Annotated in this window: 17 protein-coding genes; 8 read left to right on the top strand and 9 right to left on the bottom strand. The window is 71.7% G+C overall.

All coding sequences use genetic code 11. The features are described 5' to 3' along the window. The first annotated feature begins 48 nt into the window (after positions 1–48). From ACOJVX_RS07555 to ACOJVX_RS07535, 5 genes are all read left to right on the top strand, one after another. On the top strand, positions 49–1,773 hold the full coding sequence (locus ACOJVX_RS07555) for a BCCT family transporter (RefSeq protein WP_422647363.1): 1,725 nt from the start codon (positions 49–51) through the stop codon (positions 1,771–1,773). Positions 1,774–2,347: 574 nt separating this feature from the next. Beyond that, entirely contained in the window at positions 2,348–3,874 is a 1,527-nt protein-coding gene (locus ACOJVX_RS07550; protein WP_418154186.1) for a serine/threonine-protein kinase, read from the top strand. A gap of 275 nt (positions 3,875–4,149) precedes the next feature. Continuing rightward, positions 4,150–4,635, top strand: a complete 486-nt coding sequence (locus ACOJVX_RS07545; protein ID WP_418154187.1) for an SRPBCC family protein — start codon at positions 4,150–4,152, stop codon at positions 4,633–4,635. 124 nt (positions 4,636–4,759) lie between these two features. Next, on the top strand, positions 4,760–5,200 hold the full coding sequence (locus ACOJVX_RS07540; RefSeq protein WP_418154188.1) for an anti-sigma factor: 441 nt from the start codon (positions 4,760–4,762) through the stop codon (positions 5,198–5,200). Then, positions 5,197–5,985 (top strand): RNA polymerase sigma factor SigF, encoded by a 789-nt coding sequence (locus tag ACOJVX_RS07535; protein WP_026418958.1) that lies wholly within the window; start codon positions 5,197–5,199, stop codon positions 5,983–5,985. Before ACOJVX_RS07540 ends, ACOJVX_RS07535 begins: the two co-directional genes overlap by 4 nt. 90 nt (positions 5,986–6,075) lie before the next feature. On the opposite strand, the gene ACOJVX_RS07530 is transcribed toward ACOJVX_RS07535, so the two are convergent. Together ACOJVX_RS07530 and gndA are read right to left on the bottom strand one after the other, a co-directional pair. After that, positions 6,076–6,993: a DUF4429 domain-containing protein gene (locus ACOJVX_RS07530; protein WP_337662126.1), complete on the bottom strand. Its 918-nt coding sequence runs from the start codon at positions 6,991–6,993 to the stop codon at positions 6,076–6,078. 100 nt (positions 6,994–7,093) lie between these two features. Beyond that, on the bottom strand, positions 7,094–8,536 hold the full coding sequence (gndA, locus tag ACOJVX_RS07525; RefSeq protein ID WP_418154189.1) for an NADP-dependent phosphogluconate dehydrogenase: 1,443 nt from the start codon (positions 8,534–8,536) through the stop codon (positions 7,094–7,096). 154 nt (positions 8,537–8,690) lie between these two features. Between gndA and ACOJVX_RS07520 the strand changes: the two genes are divergently transcribed. Then, a complete protein-coding gene (locus tag ACOJVX_RS07520; RefSeq protein ID WP_030105798.1) occupies positions 8,691–9,008 on the top strand; it encodes a DUF2218 domain-containing protein in 318 nt (105 codons plus the stop codon). 509 nt (positions 9,009–9,517) lie between these two features. On the opposite strand, the gene ACOJVX_RS07515 is transcribed toward ACOJVX_RS07520, so the two are convergent. From ACOJVX_RS07515 to pyk, 4 genes are all read right to left on the bottom strand, one after another. After that, complete coding sequence (locus ACOJVX_RS07515) at positions 9,518–10,009, bottom strand: hypothetical protein (protein ID WP_026418962.1); 492 nt, start codon at positions 10,007–10,009, stop codon at positions 9,518–9,520. An 810-nt stretch (positions 10,010–10,819) separates the two neighbouring features. Further along, the gene (locus ACOJVX_RS07510) at positions 10,820–11,830 is read right to left on the bottom strand and encodes a DUF368 domain-containing protein (RefSeq protein WP_422647362.1); all 1,011 of its coding nucleotides are present in this window, start codon (positions 11,828–11,830) and stop codon (positions 10,820–10,822) included. 161 nt (positions 11,831–11,991) lie between these two features. Continuing rightward, positions 11,992–12,936 carry an acyl-CoA thioesterase II gene (gene tesB, locus ACOJVX_RS07505; protein WP_016700748.1) on the bottom strand — a complete coding sequence of 315 codons (945 nt, stop codon included), beginning with the start codon at positions 12,934–12,936 and terminating at the stop codon, positions 11,992–11,994. Between the two features lie 68 nt (positions 12,937–13,004). Beyond that, positions 13,005–14,429 (bottom strand): pyruvate kinase, encoded by a 1,425-nt coding sequence (gene pyk / locus ACOJVX_RS07500; protein WP_026418965.1) that lies wholly within the window; start codon positions 14,427–14,429, stop codon positions 13,005–13,007. Between the two features lie 341 nt (positions 14,430–14,770). On the opposite strand from pyk, the gene ACOJVX_RS07495 reads away from it, so the two are divergent. Then, positions 14,771–15,229, top strand: a complete 459-nt coding sequence (locus ACOJVX_RS07495; protein WP_418154193.1) for a VanZ family protein — start codon at positions 14,771–14,773, stop codon at positions 15,227–15,229. Positions 15,230–15,281: 52 nt separating this feature from the next. Here the strand turns inward: ACOJVX_RS07495 and ACOJVX_RS07490 are convergent, their stop codons facing one another. From ACOJVX_RS07490 to gltB, 3 genes are all read right to left on the bottom strand, one after another. After that, complete coding sequence (locus ACOJVX_RS07490; protein ID WP_026418966.1) at positions 15,282–16,664, bottom strand: M28 family metallopeptidase; 1,383 nt, start codon at positions 16,662–16,664, stop codon at positions 15,282–15,284. A 1,175-nt stretch (positions 16,665–17,839) separates the two neighbouring features. Then, the gene (locus tag ACOJVX_RS07485) at positions 17,840–19,342 is read right to left on the bottom strand and encodes a glutamate synthase subunit beta (protein ID WP_030105803.1); all 1,503 of its coding nucleotides are present in this window, start codon (positions 19,340–19,342) and stop codon (positions 17,840–17,842) included. After that, complete coding sequence (gltB, locus tag ACOJVX_RS07480; protein WP_026418968.1) at positions 19,335–23,915, bottom strand: glutamate synthase large subunit; 4,581 nt, start codon at positions 23,913–23,915, stop codon at positions 19,335–19,337. The genes ACOJVX_RS07485 and gltB overlap by 8 nt, the downstream gene beginning before the upstream one ends. Positions 23,916–24,573: 658 nt before the next feature. Here gltB and ACOJVX_RS07475 point away from each other — a divergent pair. Continuing rightward, the gene (locus tag ACOJVX_RS07475) at positions 24,574–25,554 is read left to right on the top strand and encodes an ABC transporter substrate-binding protein (RefSeq protein WP_422647361.1); all 981 of its coding nucleotides are present in this window, start codon (positions 24,574–24,576) and stop codon (positions 25,552–25,554) included. Positions 25,555–25,567: the final 13 nt, after the last annotated feature.

The raw sequence follows: 25,567 nt of genomic DNA, 5'->3' as shown, positions 1-25,567 counted from the left end.
GGGAAGGCCCTGGACACTGAGCAGCCAACCATTGGGAGGCGCCCACTCGTGGCCACCTCAGCAGATTCGCCACCAACGGACCAGAAGATCGAGCCCGGCGGGAAGACAGGCAAGGGGCACATCGCCCCGCGCGTCTTCTACCCCGCTGCCGCCATCATCCTGGCCTTCGTGGCCCTGACGATGATCTTCCCGTCCCAGGCGGAGGAGATCATCGGCACGGTCCAGGGCAGCATCGTGGACGGCTTCGGCTGGTACTACGTCGCGCTCGTCTCCGGCTTCGTGGTCTTCTCCCTCTGGGTCGGTATCGGCCACTTCGGGGACATCAAGCTGGGCAAGGACGACGAGGAGCCCGAGTTCAGCCTCGCCTCCTGGCTCGCGATGCTCTTCGCGGCCGGCATGGGCATCGGGCTGGTGTTCTGGGGCGTCGCCGAACCGCTGAACCACTTCGCGTCGCCCAAACCAGGCGTCGAGGGCACGCCCGAGCAGGTCGGCCAGCAGTCGCTGGTGCAGACGTTCCTGCACTGGGGTCTGCACCCCTGGGCGATCTACGTCGTGGTGGGTCTGGCCATCGCCTACGCGGTGCACCGCAAGGGCCGCCCGGTGTCGATCCGCTGGGCGCTGGAGCCGCTGCTTGGCGACAGGGTCAAGGGCCGCTGGGGCGACGTGATCGACACGATCGCCGTGGTCGGCACCCTGTTCGGCGTCGCGACCTCGCTGGGTTTCGGTGTGCTCCAGATCGCCGCCGGACTGGACTTCGTCGGCATCGACGGTGCGTCTGACAGCACTCCGATCATGATCCTGCTGGTCGGCGGCATCACCGCACTCGCGACCTTCTCGGTGGTCAGCGGCGTCAAGAAGGGCGTCAAGTGGCTGTCGAACATCAACATGAGCATGGCGGCCATCCTCATGCTGTTCGTGTTGATCACCGGCCCGACGCTGTTCCTGCTGCGGGAGTTCGTCCAGTCCATCGGCCTGTACCTGCAGAACCTGTTGCAGCTCAGCTTCGACGTCAGCGCCATGCAGGGTGAGGAGGGCGCCGCCTGGCAGGCGGCCTGGGCCACCTTCTACTGGGGCTGGTGGATCTCCTGGGCCCCCTTCGTCGGCATCTTCATCGCCCGCATCTCCCGGGGCCGCACGGTTCGCGAGTTCGTCGCCGGCGTGCTGCTGGTGCCCACAGTGATCACCTTCCTGTGGTTCACAGTCTTCGGTGGCACCGGTCTCTACCGCGAGCTGTTCGGTGAGGGCGGGTTGGTCGTCGACGGGGCGGTCGACACCGAGGGCGCGCTGTTCGGCCTGCTGAGCGGGTTGCCCGGCGGGGTGATCGTCTCGGTCTTCGCCATCGTGTTGATCACGCTCTTCTTCGTGACCTCCTCCGACTCCGGCTCCCTCGTGGTCGACATGTTGGCTTCGGGCGGCAACCCCGAGCCGCCGACCTGGAGCCGTGTCTTCTGGACCGTCGTGGAAGGCCTGGTCGCCATCGCGCTGCTGGTGGCGGGTGGCGACAGCGGGCTCGCCGCGTTGCAGACCACGGCGATCGTCATCGCGTTCCCCTTCAGCCTCATCATGATCGGGATGTGCGTGGCGACCTGGCGGCAGTTCCACGAGGAACGCGAGTCCTGGCTGCGGGCCCGGCGCAAGCGGCAGCGCGAGGAACTCACCGAGCACATCTCGCAGACGCTGATCGAGGACGGCTACATCGAGGAGCCGGACCGCTCCGACGAGGACGCCTCCGCCTCCTCGACCGAGCCCAAGCCGGCCAGCGGCAAGGCGTAGTCCCACCGCTCCGGTCGACGAACGGGTCGGTCCCCACCCGGGGGCCGGCCCGTTCCGGGGTTGAGGTAGGCCCGTACCCGGGTGGAGCCCGGCTGGTGGGCCGGGGAGGAACGGGATCCGCCGTCTCCACGACGATTCCGGGCCCCTTCCCCATCACTTCCGGTCGAAGTTCCCGCCACGGGCCAGGAATTGCCGGCGCCGCGGAATCCTTCGTGGACCGCGGACTGGCACCGGAGGACCAGGAGTCGGCACCGCCTCGCATTCCGGCTGATCGTCGACCGCCGAACCGGCGACGATTCCGGAAGGGCGTGCTCCCGACGGGTACCAGCGCTCGGCGGGCCCACCCGTGGTTCCCCACGGGTGACGACAACCAACGACCACCGCGAGATCAGTCGCCGCCTCGCTCCCCTGGATGGGTCATCTCCCCTCGGTTGTGGGAACCGATCAGCGCGTTCCCGACTCTCAGTAGCATGTTCCCGCGTCGTCCGGCGATTCCCCGGGACGCGGTTCGATCCACTCACGAGACGACGTCGTTCGGTGCCCTCCCCGGTGCGCGGACGGCCGGAGGTAGTCGGTGACCCACCAGGAGGACGCGGTCCGGAACCGGATCGTGGCGGGCCGGTACCAGCTGCTGGACGAACTGGGCCGAGGCGGGATGGGGATCGTCTGGCGCGCCGAGGACCGGGTGATCGGCCGCCAGGTGGCGATCAAGGAACTGCGGCTTCCCGAGGGCATCCCCCCGGAGGAGCGCGGGGTGTTCGAGGAGCGGGTGCTGCGGGAGGCCCGCACCGCTGGCCGGTTGAACGACCCGGCCGTGGTGACCGTCTACGACGTGGTCTCCGACGAGGGCATGACGATGATCGTCATGGAGCTGATCGCGGCCCCGACGCTGTCCCAGGTGGTGCAGGGGCAGGGGCCGCTCCCGCCCCACCAGGTCGTCTCGATGGGCAGGCAACTGCTCGCCGCGCTGAACACGGCCCACCAGGCCGGGGTCGTGCACCGCGACGTCAAACCCAGCAACATCATGCTGTTGCCGGACGGTCGGGTGAAGCTGACGGACTTCGGCATCGCCCAGGCGGCCGAGGACCCGAGGCTGACGACGAGCGGCACCCTGATCGGTTCGATGGCGTACATGGCGCCCGAGCGCATCCGGGACAGCGCCGCCACCCCTGGGTCCGACCTGTGGGCACTGGGCGCCACGCTCTTCTTCGCCGTCGAGGGACGTGCGCCCTTCGAACGCCCCACGACGGCGTCCACCCTGCACGCGATCATGACGGAGGTCCCCTTCCTCACCCGGTGCCAGGGCCCACTGGCCTCGGCGATCTCCGGGCTGCTCGTGGGGAACCCGGAGGGACGGCTGGGACCCCGGCAGGTGGGTGGGCTGCTCGACACGGCCGCCGGCGGGACCGGGCCGCAGGGCGGCCCCGGGCCGACACCGCACCTCCCGGCAGGACAGCCGGGGCCCTCCACCCATCCGTTCGGCCAGCACTCCGGCCCGCTGGCCCCGGCACGCCCGGGCTGGTCCTGGAAGCGGACCGGCATCTCGCTGCTGGCCGCCGGGATGGTGTTCGCCGCTGGCCTGTTCACCGACCGCTGGTTGCTGACCGAGCGGGAACCAACCCCACCGCACCCGGCGATGGACGCCCCGATGAGTTACGGCCGCGACGGCGAGATCCCGGTCTTCGACCTGACCGCGGACGAGGGGTCGTCCTGTTCGACGGGAGAACTGCGGGCCGGCCAGCAGTACGGTGAGGCCGTGGAGTGCGACACCCCGCACGATGTCGAGGTCTTCACCAGCTGGAACCTCTTCTCCTCCTACGAACGGGAGCCGGCGTTCCCCGCCTACCCTGGCGAGGACACCCTGGTCCGCATGGCCGTCGGGGCCTGCGGGCTGTACTTCGACTCCGAGCTGGTGGACCTCGGGGAGCGGCAGGACATCCGGTTCCGAGCGCTCGTTCCCACCCGGGAGTCCTGGGAGGAGAAAGTGCGGTCGGTCGCCAACGAGGACCTCACCCCCGCCGGGACCTCCCGGGTGTACTGCGTCCTCTACTCCGAGTCCGGAGAACGGCTCACCGAGCCGGCGCGGGTCCGGGAGGACTGACCCAGCACCGCGCGCGGACTCCCCCAGCCGTCCCGGTCGCACCGGGTCCCGGTGTCCGACCCAGTGCCCGCCGCCGCACACCTCCTCCCGGACGCGGGCCGGTCGCGGGCTCGGCTGTCCCTGATCATCCCCCTCCGTGCTCGGCGACCGGCGTAGGCGGTTCGTCCGGAAGGCGGCCCCGGCTCGGCCCGGATCCATCGCCCACAGGTGTGGTTCCGGCGGGAGTGGGTAACCGGCGGGAGTGAGCAACCCGGTTCGTTGAGGAGTGATGTGCCATGACGTCCTTCACCGAGACGGTCGACGTCGAGGTTCCGGTGCAGGCCGCGTACAACCAGTGGACCCAGTTCGAGAGCTTCCCGCAGTTCATGGAGGGTGTCGATCGGGTCGTCCAGGTGAACGACACCCTGACGCACTGGGAGACGTCCATCGCCGGCGCCCACCGCGAGTTCGACGCCGAGATCACCGAGCAGCACCCCGACGAGAGGGTGGCCTGGCGGGCGACCGACGGGCCGGACCAGTCCGGCGTGGTCACGTTCCACCGGATCGACGACCAGACCACGCGCGTCACCCTCCAGATGGACTACCGGCCCTCGGGGCTGGCGGAGAAGGCCGGCTCGGCGCTCGGGATGGTCGGTTCCCGGGTTCGGGGTGACCTGAACCGTTTCAAGGACTTCATCGAGCAGCGCGGCTCGGAGACCGGGGGTTGGCGTGGTGACGTGCCACGGGGGCCGCAGCGTGGTGAGGGCGGGGGTCTCGGGTGACACCCGTGGCCCACGGTGACACGATGATCAGCGGGTCCGCCGGCAGGACGGACGGCGGTCGGGCGTGCGCCCGCGGCGGGACGCCCCACCGGTCACAACCCGAACGCGACGATGAGGTAGGTACGTGAGCGCTCAGTCGCCAACACAACAGAACGGAAACGCGGCCCTCGCCCCCCACTCGGTGGAGGTGCGGGTGGCCGCGCTGCCGCACCAGCTACCGGTGCTGCGCGGCATCGCGGGAGACATCGCGATGCGGGAGGACTTCGACCTCGACTCGATCGAGGACCTGCGGTTGGCGGTGGACGAGGTGTGCTCGACGCTGATCCGCCTCGCCGTGCCGGACGCCACTCTGGTGTGCCGGTACGACGTGGCGGAATCCGCGCTGCGGGTCGTCGCCTCGGTGGTGTCGGCCAGCTCGACGGGACCGCGTACCGACACCTTCGGGTGGCGGGTGCTGACGACGCTGACCAGTTCGATCGACAGCACCGTCGAGACGCGCGACGACGGGCTCAGTGTGGTACAGGTTGAGCTGGTGAAACAGCGAGGAACGGCGGTAGCCGAGTGACCGAGGCCCCCAACCAGCACCCGGGCTCCGACGGCAACGGCGAGCGTTACGAGCACCTGACCCCGCTGTTCCACGAGCTGGCCGCGCTCAGCCCGGACGACCCGGAGCACGCGAAACTGCGCGAGACGCTGGTGACCAGGCACCTCCCGGTGGCGAAGCACATCGCCAGGAGGTTCGGCAACCGAGGGGAGTCCCAGGAGGACCTCACCCAGGTGGCGACCCTGGGCCTGATCAAGGCCGTGGACCGGTTCGACCCCACCCACGGCGCGGACTTCCTGTCCTTCGCGGTCCCGACCATCATGGGCGAGGTCCGCCGCCACTTCCGCGACACCGGGTGGGCGGTGCGGGTGCCCCGCCGGCTCCAGGAGATGCACCTGGCGATCAGTTCGGCGACCAGCGAGCTCTCGCAGAGCCTCGGCCGGGCCCCCACCCCCCGGGAGCTCGCCGAACGGCTCGAGGTCCCGTTGGAGCAGGTCTTCGAGGGCCTGGCAGCGAGCAACGCCTACCGGAGCGCGTCGCTGGACGAGATGTTGCTCGACGACGAGACGGTCTCGCTCGGCGACTCCATCGGGCGGGAGGAACCCGAGCTGGAGATCGTGGAGTACCGCGAGACCCTGCAGCCGTTGCTCGCCCAGCTCCCGGAGCGGGACCGCCAGATCCTGCTGCTGAGGTTCTTCGGGAACCTGACGCAGACCCAGATCGCCAAGCGCATCGGTGTCTCGCAGATGCACGTCTCGCGGCTGCTCAGCCGCACCCTCGCCCGTCTGCGCGAGGCCGCGGAGTAGGTGGACGATCCCCGGGCGCGTGCCGCGCACCCGGGGTTCGCGGGTCGTCACCGCCTGGCCTGGTGGACGGGCGGGACGGGACCGGGGTGGTCAGAGCCGGTCGAGCAGCTCGGCCTTCTTCTGGCTGAACTCCTCGTCGGTCAGCAGCCCGGCCTCGTGGAGGCCGCCGAGCTTCCTGATGGCCTCCACCACGTCGTCCGCGCGGTCCGCGATCGTGGCCGTCTCCGAGACGGGGACCGCCGGCTCCGCCGGCAGGAGCTCCGCCCGTTGCCGGGCCGCGACGATCCGGGTGTGCAGCTCGGCGGCGAACAGGAGGTCCGCCACGCTGCCGTCACCGAGTCCGTAGGCGAGGGCGTAGGGGTCCTTGTCCGGCATGCCCCGCATGGCCGGGTTGTCCGGCTTGCGCGCCGAGAGCCCGGTTCCGTCGCTCAACGTGATCCGGAAGAAACCTCCCAGGGCGGTCGGTGGGGACCACTCGACCACGCTGATGTTCTCCAGCGGGACGCGCTGCGGGCCGAGCTGCTCCTTCACCGTCTCCGCCATCCAACCCCAGGTGAAGGTCAGCGTCTCACCGTCGAAGGCCACCTCCCCGTCCAAGCCCTTGATGGACCGGGGAGCGGGTGGCAGCACCACCAGGAAACCGTCGGTGGGTTCGAGGGCGCGGGGGTTGAGCGAGATGCGGTCGCGCAGCTGCGTCGCGTGGTACTGCGCCAGGTCGGGTTGCTTGCCGGGGAGGGAGAGCCGGTAGGGGTCCGCCGCCTCGGGCAACCGGCCGGCGAGGACGGGACCGAACGCGTCAGCTCCGGGGCGCAGCCGCAGCACGAGGTCGGTGCGCCGCTTGCCCGGCTCGACGATCACACCCGACAGCGCCTCGTTCGGGACGACCAGCTCCCCCAGCGCCCTGTGCAGCGGATTGGCCCGCCGGCCACCGACGAACCGGATGCGGATGCCCTCCGCCTCGAAGACCCAGGTCGCGTTCGTTCCCGCTAACTCCAGTTCGTAGGACACCCCAACAACCCTATCCAACCGGGATGGGCCGCCGGTGGGGAACCGCCAGAGCCGGCGGGCGGAGGCACCGGTCCCGGTTCCCCCGGTGCCTCCGGCGGCCTCAGGACGCGGTCTCGGAGCGGTCGCCCGACCACAGGGTGTGGAAGTAGCCGTCGCGATCGACCCGCTGGTAGGTGTGCGCTCCGAAGTAGTCCCGCAGGCCCTGGACCAGGGCCGCCGGCAGCCGGCTGGCCCGCAGCGTGTCGTAGTAGGCCAGTCCTGAGGACAGCCCGGGAGCGGGGACACCGGCGGCGGCGGCCGTCCCCACGACCCGTCGCCACGCCTGCTGGGAACGGCTGACCTGCTCGGCGAAGTAGTCGTCCGCGAGCAGGTTCAGCAGCTCGGGCCGCGTCCGGTACGCCTCGGCGATCCTGTCGAGGAAACGGGCCCGGATGATGCAGCCGCCCCGCCAGATGCGCGCGGTGCCGGCGAGGTCGACGTTCCACCCGTACTGCTCGCTCGCCGCGGAGATCATGCTGAAGCCCTGGGCGTACGCGGCGAGCTTGGCCCCGTAGAGCGCCTCCCGCAGGTCGTCGACGAACCCCGACCCGACCTCACCCGGCGGCTCGGTGGGCCCGGGGAGGGACGCGCACACCTCGCGCTGGCGCACCGCGCCGGACAGCGCACGGGCGAAGACGGCCTCGGCGATACCGGGAACCGGGTCTCCGAGTTCGAGGGCCTCCCGCACCGTCCACCGGCCGGTGCCCTTCTGCTCGGCCCGGTCGGCGACCACGTCGACGAAGGGCGCGCCGGTCTCCGGGTCGGTGTGCCCGAGCACCTCGGCGGTGATCTCGATCAGGTAGGACTCCAGGTCGCCCTGGTTCCAGGTCCGGAACACCTCGGCGATCTCGGCCGGAGCGAGCCCCGCGACGGCGCGGAGCAGGTCGTAGGACTCGGCGATCAGCTGCATGTCGGCGTACTCGATGCCGTTGTGCACCATCTTGACGAAGTGCCCGGCGCCGTCCGGCCCCACGTGCACGCAGCAGGGGGCACCGTCGACCTCGGCCGCGATGTTCTCCAGGACCGGCCCGACCTGCCGGTAGGCCTCGACGGAGCCGCCGGGCATGATGCTGGGGCCGAGCAGGGCGCCCTCCTCCCCGCCGGAGATGCCCGTGCCGACGAAGTGGAGGCCCCGTTCCCGCAGGGCCGCCTCCCGGCGCCGGGTGTCCGCGAAGTGCGCGTTCCCCCCGTCGAGGATGATGTCACCGGGTTCGAGGAGCCCGGCGAGTTCGTCGATCACCGCGTCGGTGGCGCCTCCCGCCTTCACCATGATGATCACCTGGCGCGGTCGCTGGAGGCTGTCCACCAGTTCCGCCAGGGTGCCGGCGGGCACGAACACCCCCTCGTCGCCGTGTTCGGAGACCAGCGCCTCCGTCCGGGCCGAGGTCCGGTTGTGCACGGCGACCGGGTACCCGTTGCGCGCCAGGTTGCGCGCGAGGTTGCCGCCCATCGTCGCCAGCCCGGTCACTCCGATGGCCGCGGTCCCGCGAGTGTCGTCTGCCATGCCCACCAGCCTGCACCCTCGTCCGCCCGCACGCAGCCGTGCGACCACGCCAACGGCACGTTGCGGCCGTCCCGCCCGCTGGGAGCGCGCGGGTGGGCGAAGCTCACACCCCCGAACGCACCACACCGCCAGCGGGGAAGGTTAGCCTCACCTCATGACGGAACAGACCTCGGACCACGGCGGGCGCGAGTCGCGGGCGTTCGTGCCCACCCACCGCGCCGCCCGGTACGCCAAACAACTCACCAACCACTTCGGCCACCGGGTCGACGCGGAGTGGAACGAACCGGTGGGGACGGTGCGTTTCGGCGAGGGCGGCGTCGCGGTCCTCACCGCGGAGGAGGGTGGGCTGCGCATGGTGGCCACCGCCCCCGGCGCCGACGGGCTCGCGACCGTCGAACGCGTCGTCGGCGATCATCTCGTCCGGTTCGCCACCCAGGACGAACTGCGGGTGGAGTGGGTGCGCACACCCTGACACCCGGGCCCACCCCACGACCAGGACGCCCACGACCGCGCGGGGTGACCCCGTCGAGAACACGCGGAGCGCAGGGCCCGAGCCCAGGCCCGGCGGGGTCCGTTGCGGCCCGCCGCGTGCGGCGCTCCGGGAACGCGTTGGCGCGGACGGGCAGCTCCACTCGATGACTGCGACGGTGAGGGGGCCGGGCACGGTCAGGGCCTCGGCGGGGACGGTGATGGTGGTGGTGCGCCCGTCGGCAGCGCCGGGCCGACCACGTGGGGACGCCGTGGTCGGCCGCTGGCATCGGCATCGCCCAGGTGACCGTGCTGGTGTGCTGTGGTGGTGCCCCACCACGAGGAGACCTCGACGCCTGATGCTCCGACGCTGAGGACGGCCGTGGACTGGTCCAGGACGGCTTCGTAGGACCGCGTGGAGGCGGGCGGGCAGTGGGGCACGGTGGAGGGCTCGGGGGAGGAGGCCATTCGATGGGCGGATCGGCCCGGCCGCCGAGAGCGACCGGCCCCTGGTCAGAGGGTGGCGAGCGCGGTGCCGGTGACGATGAGGGCCAGCTGCACGGCGACGGCGACCGTCGCCGCGCGGAGCAGGCGGTACCTGGCGACGCCGATGCGGGCGCGGACGGCGGCCTTCTCGGCGATATGCCGCACCGGATCGCTCACCGTGGCCTGCCAGCGAGCGATCGTCTCCTCCGGCGTCTCCCGCACCAGCCGTAACCAACCAACGGGCGCGGTGGTGCGCAGGCGGGGCGCGGTGATCCACAGGAGCCCCGCGTAGACGAGGACGCCGACGGCGGACGCGGCGACGAGGGTGAGGGTGGCGAGCGGCGCGGTGGGCGCGTGGTCGAGGGACAGCCAGGATGCGCCGGCGGCCGCGGCGGACAGGGCGAGGTGGGTCCTCCGCAGCTTCGCGGCACGGGTGGCGGCGTCGTACGGCGCCCGGTTGGCGTCGGCGAGTTCTTCGCGGGCCAGCCTCATCACAGCGTCGTCGGGCGTGGTGGTCATTGGGTCTCCAGTCGGGTGAGGTGGTTGATCGCCCCGGTGGGCTCGCGTCGTCAGCGGGCCCCCGTCACGTCACGAATCCGGTGATCCGAGAGCTGCCGTGGATGGCGCGGGCGTGGTGCTCGTGTCGCACGTGGAGCGGACGAGCCTGTCGGGGTCGGGCTTCGACGTCGCTCGGGAGCTCGGGGCACGCCTCGGCGTAACGGGATCCACGGCCAGGCGGACGGAGGTGCGTGGCCCGACCCAGGGCGTCGCGGCGTGGGGTCGCTCGGTGCGGACGGCGGCGACGAGCGTCCCGCGCCAGAGGACGACCCTCCGGGACCACTCCAGCACCTGACCCCGCATCGCCGTCCCGCTGCCCCCGAGGGTCCGGGACACCAGCGACGACGATCACCCGGGTCAGGCGGGCGTCGGGTCCGGGGGCGGGTCGGATGGGGGGTGGTCGCTCCGACCCGCATGGCGGCGGAGCGACGGTCGACCGGCGGGCCACTGGACCACCTCCGGGGTCGGGGCGAGCGGTCCGACCCGGCCGCCGGCGCGTTACCGGACCGACTCCACCCGACCCTTCGCGTGATCCGCCGTGTCACATCACGTCGAGGGGCCTCGACGAGGTGTTCGGGGTGGGCGCCGCGGCGCGCCATCGTCACGCGCGCCACCGGAGGGGGCGCTATCTGATCCGCGTGGCGATCGGTGGGGAGCTGACCGAGCACGCCCACGTCGACACCAGGTGGGCCGAGCCGATCGCCGCCGCGGAGTCGGAGTCGGAGTCGGGGGCGGAGGCGGCGCCGACCTGACGGACCGCCGTGGCCAGGGTCAGCGGATGCGGATGGTGTCGTCGGTGACCCGGTTCATCACCACGGTCTCGGCGTCCTCGGGGTTCCCGCCGTCGGGGCCGCCGTCGGGCGTCGAGCCCTCCCGCTCCCGACGCTTCTTCGTGAAGTGCCGGTCGACCAGGATCAGCGCGACGACCATCCCGGCACCGAGGAGGGTGACCGGTACCACCCCCAACCAGTCGGCGTCGGGTGCCAGCATGGCGCGGTCCTCGTCCTGCCACGGCCACAGCGCCCGCAGCGCCCCGATCATGATGCCCGTCATCACGGCGAGGGTGGCCTGGTGGCGGTGCTTCAACAGGTACTGGAGCGTCTTCACGAAGACCCCGAGGCCCAGGATCGCGCCCAGCATGAAGGTCCCGACGTAGGGCAGGTCCCGGGCGTTCAACGCCTCGAGCGTGGGCTCGTAGAGCCCGAAGATCATCAGCAGGAAGGCACCGGAGAGGCCGGGCATCACCAGGCCGCAGATCGCGATCGCCGCGGCCAGTCCGACCAGCCACAGCGGGGGGGACGTCTGGGTGCCGGCGGGCAGCCCCGTGACGATCCACCCGACGGCGATCCCCAGCGGCAGCAACGCCCAGTCCAGCGGGCGGCGGATACCGCCCATCGCGAGGATCGGGATCGCCACCGAGGCCCCGACCATCCCGATGAACAGCGCCCTGGCCCCCACCGGGTAGTCCTCGATCAGCCCGGGCACGACCCGAGCCGCGGTGAGCAGCGCGAGGACCATGCCGGCGAGGATGCCGACGACCAGCGGCACGTCGATGCGCGCCGCCTCCTCCTTGGCCCGTTGCCCGCCCCGCCCCCGGGGAAGATCGCTGGCCGCGAGCTTGACCGCGCTCATGAGGTGGCCGGCGGCGTCGATGAGGCGTTCGTAGACACCGACGACCAGCGCCACCGTCCCGCCGCTGACCCCTGGGACCACCTCCACCGTTCCGATGGCGGCACCGCGGGCGAGGTTGAGCGGGGTCTGCTTCCAGCTGTGTGCGGACACATCTGAAACGGTAACGGTTCCCTGGACACTCCAGACACCCGGTAGGACGATCATCGCGACGTCGAGCCGGTGCGGAACACCCCGAACCGGCTCGTTCGCGGGACTTTCGTCACTCCGCGTGCCGGATCACCGCGCGGAACCCGCCCACCTCCACGTCCGAGTTACTCGGCGACCCGCAGCAGCCCCTCCTGCACGACCGTGCACACGAGGTTGCCCGACCGGTCGAAGAACCGCCCGGTGGCCAGGCCCCGAGCGCCGGAGGCGCTCGGGGAGGCGCAGTCGTACAGCAGCCAGTCGTCCGCCCGGAAGGGGCGGTGGAACCACATGGCGTGGTCCAGGCTGGCCCCCGCGACCTCGTCCAGGCTCCAGTACACGCCGTGGCGGGCCAGTACCGAGTCCAACAGGGTGAGGTCGGACACGTAGGCCAGCAGGCAGACGTGCAGCACCTGGTCGTCGGGCAGCTGACCGTGCGCCCGCATCCACACCCGGTTGTCGGCGGTGCGCGGTCCGGTCTCCCGCGACACCCAGGGCGGGTCGGTGACGTAGCGGATGTCGAAGGGCCGGGGAGCCTGGCCGTGGATGCCGATGCGGCCCCGGTAGGGCGCCACCCGCTCGGCGAGGGTCGGCAGCGACTCCGGCTCCGGGACGCCAGCCGGCATCTCGTCGGCGTGCTCGATCCCGTCCTCCCGGACCTGGAAGGAGGCCGACAGCGAGAAGATCGCCTTGCCGTGCTGGATGGCGACCACCCGGCGGGTGGTGAACGAGCGGCCGTCCCGGATGCGGTCCACCTCGTAGACGATCGGAACGCGGGGATCGCCGCCCCGGATGAAGTAGGCGTGCAGCGAGTGCACCCCGCGATCGGCGGGCACGGTCCTGCTGGCCGCGACGAGGGCCTGCCCGGCGACCTGGCCCCCGAAGACCCGGACGGGTGACTCGGCCGGGCTCACGCCCCGGAACAGGTTCTCCTCGATGCGCTCCAGGTCCAGCAACGCCACCACCCGGTCGAGGACGGGCTGCCCGTAGGGCACCCCGTCCGGATCGAGGGGCACCGCCCCCGCGGTGGTACCGGCGGGGTCCTCCGCCGCTGCGCGCGCCATCTCGGTCATCCACCAACCCTACGATGACGCGGGCAGCGACAAGGATTCTGAGCACACTCAGCTACCAGTGAGCCTACTCACGCATGGTCTTCCTCGCCCAGTCGGTGGACTCGAATCAGGTTCGTCGAACCGACCGTGCCGGGAGGGGAGCCGGCGACGATCACGACCAGGTCGCCCCGCTGATACCGACCGAGCGACAGCATCGCCTGGTCGACCTGCTTCACCATCCGGTCGGTCGAGTCCACCTTCGGCACCAGGAAGGTCTCGGTGCCCCAGGTCATGCTCAGCTGCCGACGCACGGCCTCCTCCGGGGTGAAGGCGAGCAGCGGGAGGTGGGTGTGCAACCGGGCCAGCCGGCGCACCGTGTCACCGGACTGGGTGAAGGCGACAAGCGCCTTGGCGTTGAGCCGCTCACCGATGTCCCGAGCCGCGTAGGAGATGACGCCCCGCTTGGTCCTGGGCACGTGCGACAGCGGCGGCACGGCGGTCGACTCGTGTTCCACCGCGCGGACGATCCTGGCCATCGTCTCGACCGTCTGGACCGGGTAGCGCCCCACGCTGGTCTCGCCCGAGAGCATCACCGCATCGGTGCCGTCGAGCACGGCGTTGGCGACGTCCGAGGTCTCCGCCCGGGTGGGCCGGGAGTTGCTGATCATCGAGTCCAGCATCTGGGTCGCCACGATGACCGGCTTGGCGTTCTCCCTGGCGATCTGGATGGCCCGCTTCTGCACGAGGGGGACCTGCTCCAACGGCAGTTCGACGCCGAGGTCCCCCCGGGCGACCATCACGCCGTCGAAGGCGAGGACGATCGCCTCCAGGTTGTCGACCGCCTCCGGCTTCTCCAGCTTGGCCACCACCGGCAGCCGGCCGGAACCGACCCGGTCCATGACCTGGTGCGCCTGGTCGATGTCGGCGGGAGACCGGACGAAGGACATCGCGATGAAGTCCACACCGAGGCTGAGGGCGAACTCCAGGTCGCGGATGTCCTTCTCGGACAGGGCCGGGACGCTCACGTTCATCCCCGGCAGCGACAGCCCCTTGTTGTCACTGACCGGGCCGCCCTCGGTGACCTCGCACACCACGTCCGAGCCCTCGATGGCCGTGACCACCAGGCCGACCTTGCCGTCGTCGACGAGGACGCGGTCACCGACCTTGGCGTCCTCGGCCAGCCCCCGGTAGGTGGTCGAGACCCGGTCGTGGGTGCCGGGCACGTCCTCGACGGTCACCCGGACCGTCTCCCCGGTGTCCCACTGCACCGGGCCGCTGGCGAACCGCCCCAGCCTGATCTTGGGTCCCTGGAGGTCGGCGAGGATGCCGACCGCGCGACCGCTCGCCTCCGCCTCCTGGCGGACCAGCTCGTAGATGCGCTTGTGGTCGGCGTGGTCGCCGTGGCTGAAGTTCATCCGCGCCACGTCCATGCCGGCGCCCACCAGCTGCCTGATCCTGTCGGGACTCGCCGTCGCCGGTCCCATCGTGCATACGATCTTCGCTCGTCTGCTCACGTCTGCGCAGCCTATCCCGCTGGTGGGCACGATTCCGCACGGCGGAAGCAGATTTGCGGGGCGTGTCGCTCGATCGGGGCGATTCGCCCGGTTGTCGCGCCGCTGTGCCTACTCCCCGCTAGGTGGATTTCCGGTGGAGCCGGGATCACCCCCCGTCCGGGGACTACGCGAGGTGTGCTGCGAACAGCGGGTCGAGGCCCCTCGGAGACCGCACCCCGGCGACCGCCGGTCGTGGCACGGGCCCGTGCCACCGACGCTGTCCGGTTCCGGCCGTCGGCGGTGGGGATGGCCGGCACGGGACGATGGACGTTCGTCCCACCCCCTTCCGGAGGTTCCACGCCGTGCGCCCGTCCGCGATCCCCTTCCCGCTGGCCGTCCTGGTCAGCCTCGTGGTGTTCCTCACGCCGGCCTCCGGCGTCCCCTCAGCGCCCCCGGGAACCGACAAGGTGGTCCACGTGGGGGTGTTCGTGCTGCTCACCGTCACGGGGCTCCTGATGGTGGCCGGGGCGCGGAGTCCTCGGCCCGAGCCGGACCGGCGGGACGCGTCCCCCACCCACCGGGGGCGCGGCCCGCGCCGCCTGCTCCTGCTCGGTCTCCTCTGCTACGCCTTCGTCGCGGAGGTCCTCCAGGGGCTGTTGCCCCTGGGGCGGAGCGCGGACTGGGCGGACGCGCTGGCCAACCTCGCCGGTATCGCGCTCGGGGCGGGGGTGTTCCTCCTGTTCGGCCCGAGGAGGCCGGCGGGTGGGGACCTGGCGGCCGCGCACCCGGCGGAGGACGGTGCCGGCGCCGACCGCGCCTGACCGACACGGATCCCGGGCGGCCCCCTCCTCGGGGGCCGCCCGGGTCGGTGTGTCAGCGCCGGTAGCGGGCCACCTCGTAGGTGGCGGCGCCGACCAGCTCCAGGGACACCCGCAACCGCTCCAGCGAGATGTTGCGGTCGATGGTGTCCTCGGGCGTGTGGTAGATGGGCTCCAGCAGCGCCGGCCCCGCCTCGCCTCGCCAGCTGAAGTTCGCCGCCGCGATGCCCCGCTCGTGGAACGGCACGTGGTCGCTCGATCCGCGCGCGGTGGGCCCGGACACGTGGGGGACGTAGCCGAGGCGGGCGGCCGCCTCGGCGACCCCCTGGGTCGTCAGGTTGTCCTCACCGTCGACTGACAGCAACCAGTAGCGGTTGGCCGGGTCGTGGCTGGTGGCCACCATGTCGTTCTGGAAGCACCCGCTGATCCTGGCCGCCTCGGCGTCGCTGAGCTGGTTGACGTAGTAGCGGGAACCGATGAGCCCCTGCTCCTCGGAGCCCCAGAGCGCGAACCGGACGGTGTGCTGGGTGGGCAGGCTGCGGAAGACCCTGGCGAGTTCCAGGCAGAGCGCGGTACCGCTGCCGTCGTCGTTGGCGCCCGGCGATCCGGGCACGCTGTCGTAGTGGGCGGTGACCATCACCACCGGCGCGGTGGCGGGAGAACCGATCGTCGCCGGCCGCTCGGCGAGGACGTTGTACGAGGTGAGGTCGGAGTGCCGGGTCAACACCGCGCGCAGCCGCACCGGGCCCGCCGCCAGCCGCTGCCGCAACCACTCGCCGTGGGCCTGGGCGAGTCCCAGCACCGGGATGGGCACCTGGTTGGCGAGGCTGGGCACGAAGCAGCCGGCCTTGCGGTCGGGCGTGGCCGAGGCCGCCACCAGCAGCACACCGGTCGCGCCCCGCTCCACGGCGGTCCTGACCTGGGCCTCCCGGTTGGCCGTGGTGTGGTCCACGAGGACCAGGCCGCCGGTGAACCCGGCGGGGTAGTCGGCCTCGGTGCCCGCACCGACGTCGACGACGCCCCCCTCGACCTCGACGTCCAGCGGTCCCTGCGCCGAGGCGCTGGTCTGCCAGCGCTCCCCGTCGGGCAGGACCACGTCGGCCAGGTACTTGTCCGCCACCGCGAAGGGCTGTTGGGTGACCTGGTAGCCGAGGTCCTCGAACACCCGCGCGGCGTAGTTCGCGGCCCTGTGCTCGGACTCGGTGCCGCCGATCCTGGGACCGATGTCCTCGCTGAGGTGGCGGATGTGCTCGAGCGCGCGTCGGGCGTCCACCCGCGCGGCGATGGCCTTGTCCCCCGGGGTCAGGTTGGGCGCGCCCGGGGCGCCGGTCCGGTGCCGGTTGGTGGCGGCCATCGCCTGCGATGACAGCCCGACCGAGGCGAAGGCGGCGAGCGCGAGGGCTCCACCCAACAGATCACGGCGCTTGAACGCGGACATCCAGCCACTCCTTTGTCCAGGGCAGCAACGGAACACGGCGATTTCGTTCCGTAACTGATTCACCACAACGTGTGAAGCGCGCTTCGCTGATTCCGGAGATTACGTGTGGTTTCTGTGATGAACAAGTGGCAGAGATCTCGAAATGATTCCCGATCGGTGTCCTTCGCGTCCCCTGTCGGGTGATCCAGTTTGGCAACGATCCACCTACGGGGTCCCACGGTGAACCCAGCCGGAAGACACGGCCGGAGGGCGGCCGCTTCCACCGAGGACGGGGGCGGGAACCGGATGCGCGGTCGACCACCCCGCCGCGTTCGCCCCCCGAGCCGCCGCCCGACATCGGATGACGGTTCCCGCCGGTCAGGAAGCCGGACAGGGCCAGGGACCGGGACGAAAGGCGGAACGGGGAACCCGGGCGCCGGCTCCCCCGGGCACGGTGGCCCGTCCCGGGCGCGCGGCCACCCGGACCGCACCGGCAACCCCGACCCGGCCGACCTCGGGCACGGCTCGCCTCATCCGCCCCTCCGCACGAGCCGGCACCCCAGGTGTGGCGGGAGCCGTCGGCGCGGGAACTCGCGTCGCGACCGGGTGCGCTGGCCGGAAGAGGCCGCTCGCCCCGTCCGATGCGAACGGCCGACCGCCACCCGTCCTCGGGTCACGGGGGACCTCGAACCAGTCTTGGTCACCGCGAGCGGTGCTCCCTGGTACCTCGGCGCGTCAGGGAGCCGCCGGTCGGCGTTCGGGACCGGGTGCACCCGGAGTTCGGGCCCACCAGTCCGGGAACGACGCGTTCCGGCGCCGAAGGACCAGCACCGTCGGCACCGTTCAGCCGGACCGTCCCCGCCGTGAGCCTCCCCGCACCCGCTGCCCCGCGACCGACCCGGACCGATCCGGTTCCGTGTTCCGCCCGGCAGGTGCCGGGGACCGCCGACCAGCGAGCGGCAAGCGCCCCCGGGTCGTCGGCCCCCACGGCGTTCGGCCGCCCACCTCGGCGGTATCTGCCCGACGGCGGCGGACCGCGACCTCGATGTCAGGAACGGGGCAACGGACCGGGACAAGTAAGGGGGACGGCTCCCGTGGGAGCCGTCCCCCTGTCGCCCCGGCCGGCGGCACGCCGTTGTGCCCCGGCCAGAAGTCGAGTGGTCCGGCGACGGACCACCGCGCCCGGTGCGGGCCGGTCAGACCACCGCGAGCGGCAGGGCCGTCGGGTGGACCGGGGCGGGCAGCTGCGAGCCGCCCGTGAGGTGGGCGTCGACGGCAGCGGCCACCGAGCGCCCCTCCGCGATCGCCCACACCACCAGCGAGGCACCCCGGTGGGCGTCACCGCAGACGAACACGCCCGGCTGGCTGGTCTGCCAGTCCGCACCACAGCCGATGCTCCCGCGCGGGGACAGCGTCAGGCCGAGACCGTCGAGCAGGGGCATCCGCTCGACCCCCTCGAAACCGATGGCGAACAGCGCGAGGTCGCAGGGGAACTCCTCGACCTCGTCACCGAGCGGGACCACCTGGCGCCGGCCGTCCGCGTCGCGTCCGACCTGGACCCGGCGCAGGCGGACCGCCCGCACGTGCCCGTCCTCGTCCCCGACGAACTCCTCGACCGCGACCTCGTAACGGCGCTCGCCGCCCTCGTCGTGTGCCGGGTAGGTGCGCAGGATCAACGGCCAGGTCGGCCAGGGAGACCTGGCCTCGTCCCGCTCGCCCGGCGGCTCCGGGTACTGGTCGAGCTGGAGGACGCTCGCGGCGCCCTGCCGGTGCGCGGTCCCGAGGCAGTCGGCACCGGTGTCGCCGCCGCCGATGATGACCACGTGTTTCCCGGCGGCGGTGATCGCGGCCGGCCCGTCGCCCTCGCACTCGCGGTTGGCCTGCACCAGGTGCTCCATCGCCAGGTGCACCCCGGTCAGCTCCCGCCCGGGGACCTCGGCGTCACGGCCGCGCAGGGCGCCGACCGCCAACACCACCGCGTCGTGCCGGGACCGCAGCTCATCGACGGTGAGGTCCACGCCGACCTCGCAGCCGGTCACGAACCGGGTCCCCTCGGCACGCATCTGCACGAGCCGCCGGTCGAGGACCTTCTTCTCCATCTTGAACTCGGGGATCCCGTACCGGAGCAGGCCGCCGAGCCGGTCGTCCCGTTCGTAGACGGTGACCTCGTGCCCCGCCCGGGTGAGCTGTTGGGCCGCCGCGAGCCCCGCCGGACCCGACCCGACCACGGCCACCGAGCGACCGGTGGGGGCGGTGGCCGTCACCGGCACCACGCTGCCCCGTTCCCAGCCGATGTCGGCGATGGTCTGCTCCACCCGCTTGATCGCGACGGCGCCACCCGCCCTCGGGGAGAGCGCGACGACGCAACCGGCCTCGCACGGGGCCGGGCAGAGCCGGCCGGTGAACTCCGGGAAGTTGTTCGTGGCGTGCAGGCGTTCACCCGCCTCGTCCCAGCGCCCCCGCCGCACGAGGTCGTTCCACTCCGGGATCAGGTTGCCCAGCGGGCAGCCCGCGCTGCTGGAGTGGCAGAAGGGCACACCGCAGTCCATGCAGCGCGCCGCCTGCGTCCGCACCTGCTGCTCGCGTTCCCCGCCGTCGAGCGCCGCGTAGACCTCGTCCCAGTCGCCGAGGCGCTCGTCCACCGGTCGCTTCGCCGGCTCCTGCCTGGCGTGCTTGAGGAAACCATGCGGGTCAGCCACGAGATGCCTCCATGATCGCCTCGTCCTCGTCACGGCCCTCCGACCGCGCTATCCGCACCGCCTCCATCACCCGCTGGTAGTCGGCTGGCATCACCTTGGTGAACCCGGTGGAGCGCCGTGGCCAGTCGCCCAGCAGCGAGGAGGCCAGGCGGGACCCGGTCAGCTCGTGGTGTCGTTCCACGGTGCGGCGCAACCACCGCAGGTCCTCGGCGTCCGGGCGTTGGAGCCGCACCATGTCCTGGTTGACCCGCACCGGGTCGAGGTCGAGGACGTAGGCGATGCCCCCGGACATGCCGGCGGCCAGGTTCCGCCCGGTCGGGCCGAGCACGACGGCGCGGCCCCCGGTCATGTACTCGAAGGCGTGGTCGCCCACCCCCTCGGCCACCGCGACCGCACCGGAGTTGCGGACGCAGAACCGCTCACCGACCTGGCCGCGCAGGAAGATCTCGCCGCCGGTGGCGCCGTAGCCGATCACGTTCCCGGCGATCACCTGGTCCTCGGCGACGAACGGCGCGTCGGGGTGCGGCCGGACGACGATCCGCCCGCCCGAGAGCCCCTTGCCCACGTAGTCGTTGGCGTCGCCGACCATCTCCAGCGCGACCCCGCGCGGGAGGAACGCGCCAAGCGACTGCCCGGCGGACCCGGTGAGGGTCACCGAGATCGTGCCGTCCGGCAGCCCGTCGCTGCCGTAGCGGCGGGTCACCTCCGAGCCCAGCAGCGTGCCCACCGTCCGGTTGACGTTGCGCACCGGCAGTTCGAGGCGCACCGCGTGGGCGTCCTCCAGCGCCGCCTCGGCGAGCTGGATGAGGGTGCGGTCCAGCGCGTGCTCCAGCCCGTGGTCCTGCGCGCGGACCCGGCGGCGCACGACGCCGTAGGGGGCCGTGCCGTCCCGCACCCCGGCGGGCACGGTGAGCACCGGCGAGAGGTCCAGGCCCCGGCTCTTCCAGTGCTCGACGGCCTCGTCGGTGTCGAGCACCTCCGCGTGGCCGATCGCCTCGTCGAGGGTCCGGAAGCCGAGGGCGGCCAGGTGCTCACGCACCTCCTCGGCGACGAAGTGGAAGAAGTTCTCCACGAACTCGGGCTTGCCGGTGTACCTGCGGCGCAGCTCCGGGTTCTGGGTCGCGATGCCGACCGGGCAGGTGTCGAGGTGGCACACCCGCATCATGACGCAGCCGGCGACCACCAGCGGAGCGGTGGCGAACCCGTACTCCTCGGCCCCCAGCAACGCGGCGACGACCACGTCACGTCCGGTCTTCATCGCGCCGTCGACCTGCACGGTGATCCGGTCGCGCAGCCCGTTGAGCAGCAGCGTCTGCTGCGCCTCCGCCAGGCCGATCTCCCAGGGCGTGCCCGCGTGCTTGAGGGAGGTCAGGGCGGCGGCGCCCGTTCCCCCGTCGTGGCCGGAGATCAGCACCACGTCGGCGTGGGCCTTGGCGACCCCGGCGGCGACGGTACCCACGCCGACCTCGCTGACGAGCTTGACGTGGATCCTGGCCCGTTCGTTGGCGTTCTTCAGGTCGTGGATCAGCTGGGCGAGATCCTCGATCGAGTAGATGTCGTGGTGCGGCGGTGGGGAGATCAGGCCGACCCCCGGCGTGGAGTGCCGGGTGCGGGCGATCCACGGGTACACCTTGTACCCGGGGAGCTGCCCACCCTCCCCCGGCTTCGCGCCCTGCGCCATCTTGATCTGGATGTCGCTGGCGTTGACCAGGTACTCGCTCGTGACGCCGAACCGGCCCGAGGCGACCTGCTTGATCGCCGACCGGCGCTCCGGGTCGTACAACCGCTCGGGGTCCTCCCCGCCCTCGCCGCTGTTGGACCGGCCACCCAGGCGGTTCATCGCGATCGCGAGGGTCTCGTGGGACTCCTTGGAGATGGAGCCGTAGGACATCGCGCCGGTGTTGAACCGCTTCACGATCTCCGAGGCGGGCTCGACCTCGTCGAGCGGCACCGGCGGGCGCTCCTCGGAGCGGAACCGGAACAGGCCGCGCAGCGTGCCGCCGGCCCGGCTGAGCCGGTCCACCTCCTCGGTGTACCTGCGGTACACCTCGGCCTGCCGGGTGCGGGTGGCGTGTTGGAGCAGGAACACCGTCTCCGGGGAGAACAGGTGCAGTTCGCCCTCCCGCCGGTACGCGTACTCGCCGCCCACCTCGAGCCGCCGGTGGGCCCGGTCGGTCGGGTTGTCCGGGTAGGCACGGCGGTGGCGGACGGCGACCTCCTCGGCCAGCACGTCCAGGTCGACCCCGCCGAGCCGGGACTCGGTGCCGCTGAAGTACTCCGAGACGACCTCCCGGTCCAGGCCGACCGCCTCGAAGACCTGCGCCGCCGTGTAAGCGCCGACGGTGGAGATGCCCATCTTCGACATCACCTTCAGCACGCCCTTGACCAGCGCCCTGACGTAGTTGGTGACCGCCCGGTGCGCCTCGATGCCGGTGATCTCCCCGGTGCCCACCATGTCCTCGATCGTCTCGAAGGCCAGGTAGGGGTTCACCGCGGCGGCACCGAAGCCGAGCAGCAGGGCGATGTGGTGGACCTCGCGGGCGTCGCCGGTCTCCACGACCAGGGCGACCTTGAGCCGCTCCTTGGTCCGCACCAGGTGGTGGTGGACGGCGGAGACGAGCAGCAGCGCGGGGATCGGCGCGTGGTCGTGGTCGGAGTCCCGGTCGGAGAGGACCAGGACGCGGGCCCCGGCGGCGATCGCCTCGGACGCCTCCTTCCGCACCCGCTCGACGGCGGCGGCGAGGGCCTGCCCGCCGCCGGTGACCTCGTACAGCCCGGAGAGGACGGTGCAGGAGAAGCCGGGCAGGTCGCCGTCGTCGTTGATGTGGATGAGCTTGGCGAGCTCGTCGTTGTCGATGACCGGGTGCGGCAGCACCACGTGGCGGCAGGAGGCCGGCGAGGGGTCGAGCAGGTTGTGCTCGGGTCCCATCACCCGGGCGACGGAGGTGACGACCTCCTCGCGGATGGCGTCCAACGGCGGGTTGGTCACCTGCGCGAAGTGCTGCACGAAGTAGTCGTAGAGCATCCGGGAGCGCTGCGAGAGGCCGGCGACGGGCGTGTCGGACCCCATCGAGCCGAGGGGCTCCGCGCCGGACACCGCCATCGGGGTCAGCAGCACCCGCAGCTCCTCCTCCGTGTAGCCGAAGGTGAGCTGCCGGCGGACCACCGAGTCGTGGCTCTGCACGACGTGGTCGCGGTCGGGCAGGTCGGCCAACGCCAACAACCCGGCGTGCAGCCACTCGTCGTAGGGCCGTTCCGCGGCCAGTTGGTCCTTGATCTCCCCGTCGTCGACGATCCGCCCCTCGGCGGTGTCGACGAGGAACATCCGGCCTGGCCGCAGCCTGCCCTTGGCGACCACCTGGTCGGGCGGCACGTCGAGGACACCGGTCTCGCTGGCGAGCACGACGCGGTTGTCGGTGGTGCGCCACCAGCGGGCGGGCCGGAGCCCGTTGCGGTCGAGGACCGCGCCGACGAGCGTGCCGTCGGTGAAGGTGACGCAGGCCGGCCCGTCCCACGGCTCCATCAGGCTGGCGTGGAACTGGTAGAAGGCCCGGCGCCGGGGGTCCATGGTGGCGTGGTTCTCCCACGCCTCGGGCACCATCATCATCACCGCGTGCGGCAGGCTGCGGCCGCCCAGGTGCAGCAGTTCGAGCACCTCGTCGAAGGAGGCGGAGTCGGAACCGTCCTCGGTGCAGATCGGGTAGAGACGTTCGAAGTCGCCCTCGATGATCTCCGAGGCCAGCAGGGCCTCCCGCGCGCGCATGCGGTTGCGGTTGCCGCGGATGGTGTTGATCTCGCCGTTGTGGGCGACGTAGCGGAAGGGGTGGGCCAGCGGCCAGGACGGGAAGGTGTTGGTCGAGAAGCGGCTGTGCACCAGGGCGATGGCGCTGGTCAGCCGGGCGTCCCTGAGGTCGGGGAAGAAGGCCGGCAGCTGTTCGGTGGTCAGCATTCCCTTGTAGACCAGGGTGCGCGCGGACAGGGAGGGGAAGTAGACCCCGTGCCCCTCGTCGCGGCTGATCCGCTCCACGCGTCGCCGCAGGCAGAAGGTCCGCCGGTCCAGTTCGATCCCGGCCGGGGGGTGCGCCACCTCCGTTCCCGCGACCAGCAGCATCGCGAAGTGCGGCATGCAGGAACGGGCGCTCGGTCCGACGTCGGCGCCGTCCGGGTCGACGGGGACGTCCCGCCAGCCCAGCACGCGCAGCCGTTCCTCGTCGGCGATCCGCTCCACCAGGCTGACGGCGCGTTCCCGCTCCTCCTCGTCGCTGGGGAGGAAGGCGACGCCGGCGGCGTAGGTGTGCCGGCCCCGCTCGTCGGGTGCCGGCAGTTCGAGACCGGTCACCGCGCGCAGGAACGCGTCGGGGAGCTGCACCAGGATCCCGGCGCCGTCGCCGCTGGAGGGTTCGGCGCCGGCCGCGCCCCGGTGCTCCAGGTTGGCCAGGGCGGTGAGCGCGTCGGCGACGATGCCGTGCGACGACCGTCCCTCCACGTCGGCGACCATCGCGACACCGCAGCTGTCGCGTTCGTCCTCCGGACGATAGAGCCCCGTAGCGCCGGGGGTGGTGGAGAAGATCACGGGCAGACCTCCCTCATCGTCCTACGAACTTGAATCCTCAAGTTTCAGGGGTTGGGTTCGACGGGACGACGATGGCCCGCTCCGTACACCCGGAAGATGACACGGGCGTTTCATTCATGTGGCCCTAACAGTAACCTCATCATCCCTACCGACCGCAAGAGTGAAGTTCGCCGTGTCGGGTAACGATTTCACCGGCAACAGCGATAGACGAGGTTGATACCCGCAGCGGCGCGGAGGGCTCTCGCACCCGAGAATACCTGGCCAGCCGGCTCATGCGGCGATCCCGACAACGACTCCCGCGATCCGGGCACCACCCCCGGAGCCGAGGTGAACGGATTCACCCTGCGTTCACCACCGGCCACCCACCGGTGGTAGGCGCTCTGCTCCGTTCGGCCGCCGCCGATTCACCGGATCCGTTCGAATGGTTCTGATACGGTGCCGCTGCCGGCCGACCAGGGGCCGGCGGCGTGTGTGGCAGCGAAGTCCGGTGGGAGTCCGGCGCTGTGCCGCAACTGTCATGGCCCACCAGGTCGAGCCAGGCCGCCTGCCACTCCACGCGACGTCACCACTCCCGGCACAGGGGTGGAGTGTCGTCCGCACCTCCCGGTCCGGCGGGTCGGCCGCCTCCCCGCGTGTCGGCCGAACCCAAGGATCAGGTGTGAACCTCCGATCTCGTCTGGCGGCGCTGCCCGCACTGTCCCTGATCGGCGTCGCCGCCCTCGCCGGTTGCGCCAACCGGGAGGAGGCCGCCGACCCGTCGGCCGCCACCGCCACCCAGCAGCCCCCCTCCGCCCAGGACACCACCGAGGCGGGATTCCCGGTGGAGGTGACCCTGGGAGGCACCGAGCCGGTCACCATCGACGCACGTCCGAGCAGCATCGTGTCGCTGACCCCCACCGCCACCGAGATGCTGTTCGCGATCGGCGCCGGGGACTCGGTCGTCGCCGCCGACACCTACTCCGACTACCCCCCGGAGGCCCCGACCACCGACCTCGACGGGATCAGCCCCAACATCGAGGCCGTCACCGAGTACCAGCCCGACCTCGTCATCTCCTCCGGTGACTCCCAGGAACTGCTGGACGCCATGTCCGCCATCGACGTCCCGGTCCTCGTCGTGGGGACCGCCGGTGACCTGGAGGACAGCTACCAGCAGCTCGTCGCCCTCGGCGAGGCCACCGGGAACCAGGAGGCCGCCGAGGTGCTCGTGGAGGACATGCGCACCGAGATCGATCGGATCGTCGCCTCGACCGAGATGCCCGAGGAACCGCTGACCTACTACCACGAGCTCGACCAGACCTTCTTCTCCATCACCTCCGGCACCTTCGCCGGCCAGGTCTACGACCTGTTCGGTCTGGAGAACATCGCCGACGCCGCGGACGGAGGCGACTACCCGCAGCTCAGCCCCGAGTTCATCCTGGAGGCCGACCCCGACCTCATCTTCCTCGCCGACACCGTGTGCTGCGGCCAGAGCGCGCAGACCGTCGCCGAGCGGCCGGGCTGGGACACCCTCTCCTCGGTGCGGGAGGACCGGATCATCGAGCTCGACGACGACCTCGCCTCCCGCTGGGGCCCCAGGGTCGTCGACTTCGCGGAGGCCGTGGGCGCTGCCGTCAGCGACGTCAGCTCGCGGACGAACTGACCGGGCGCCCCGT

Source organism: Actinoalloteichus caeruleus (genome assembly GCF_049311605.1).
GTDB lineage: Bacteria > Actinomycetota > Actinomycetes > Mycobacteriales > Pseudonocardiaceae > Actinoalloteichus_B > Actinoalloteichus_B caeruleus.
The sequence above is the reverse complement of the archived record's forward strand: the minus strand, read 5'-3'. Positions and strand labels throughout refer to the sequence as shown.

What these genes read in the sequence shown, in the direction of transcription:
- ACOJVX_RS07545 (WP_418154187.1), top strand. Translation starts at nt 4,150, where the DNA reads ATGACGTCCTTCACCGAGACGGTCGACGTCGAGGTTCCGGTGCAGGCC.
- gndA (WP_418154189.1), bottom strand. Translation starts at nt 8,536, where the DNA reads ATGGCAGACGACACTCGCGGGACCGCGGCCATCGGAGTGACCGGGCTG.
- ACOJVX_RS07520 (WP_030105798.1), top strand. Translation starts at nt 8,691, where the DNA reads ATGACGGAACAGACCTCGGACCACGGCGGGCGCGAGTCGCGGGCGTTC.
- ACOJVX_RS07515 (WP_026418962.1), bottom strand. Translation starts at nt 10,009, where the DNA reads ATGACCACCACGCCCGACGACGCTGTGATGAGGCTGGCCCGCGAAGAA.
- tesB (WP_016700748.1), bottom strand. Translation starts at nt 12,936, where the DNA reads ATGACCGAGATGGCGCGCGCAGCGGCGGAGGACCCCGCCGGTACCACC.
- ACOJVX_RS07490 (WP_026418966.1), bottom strand. Translation starts at nt 16,664, where the DNA reads ATGTCCGCGTTCAAGCGCCGTGATCTGTTGGGTGGAGCCCTCGCGCTC.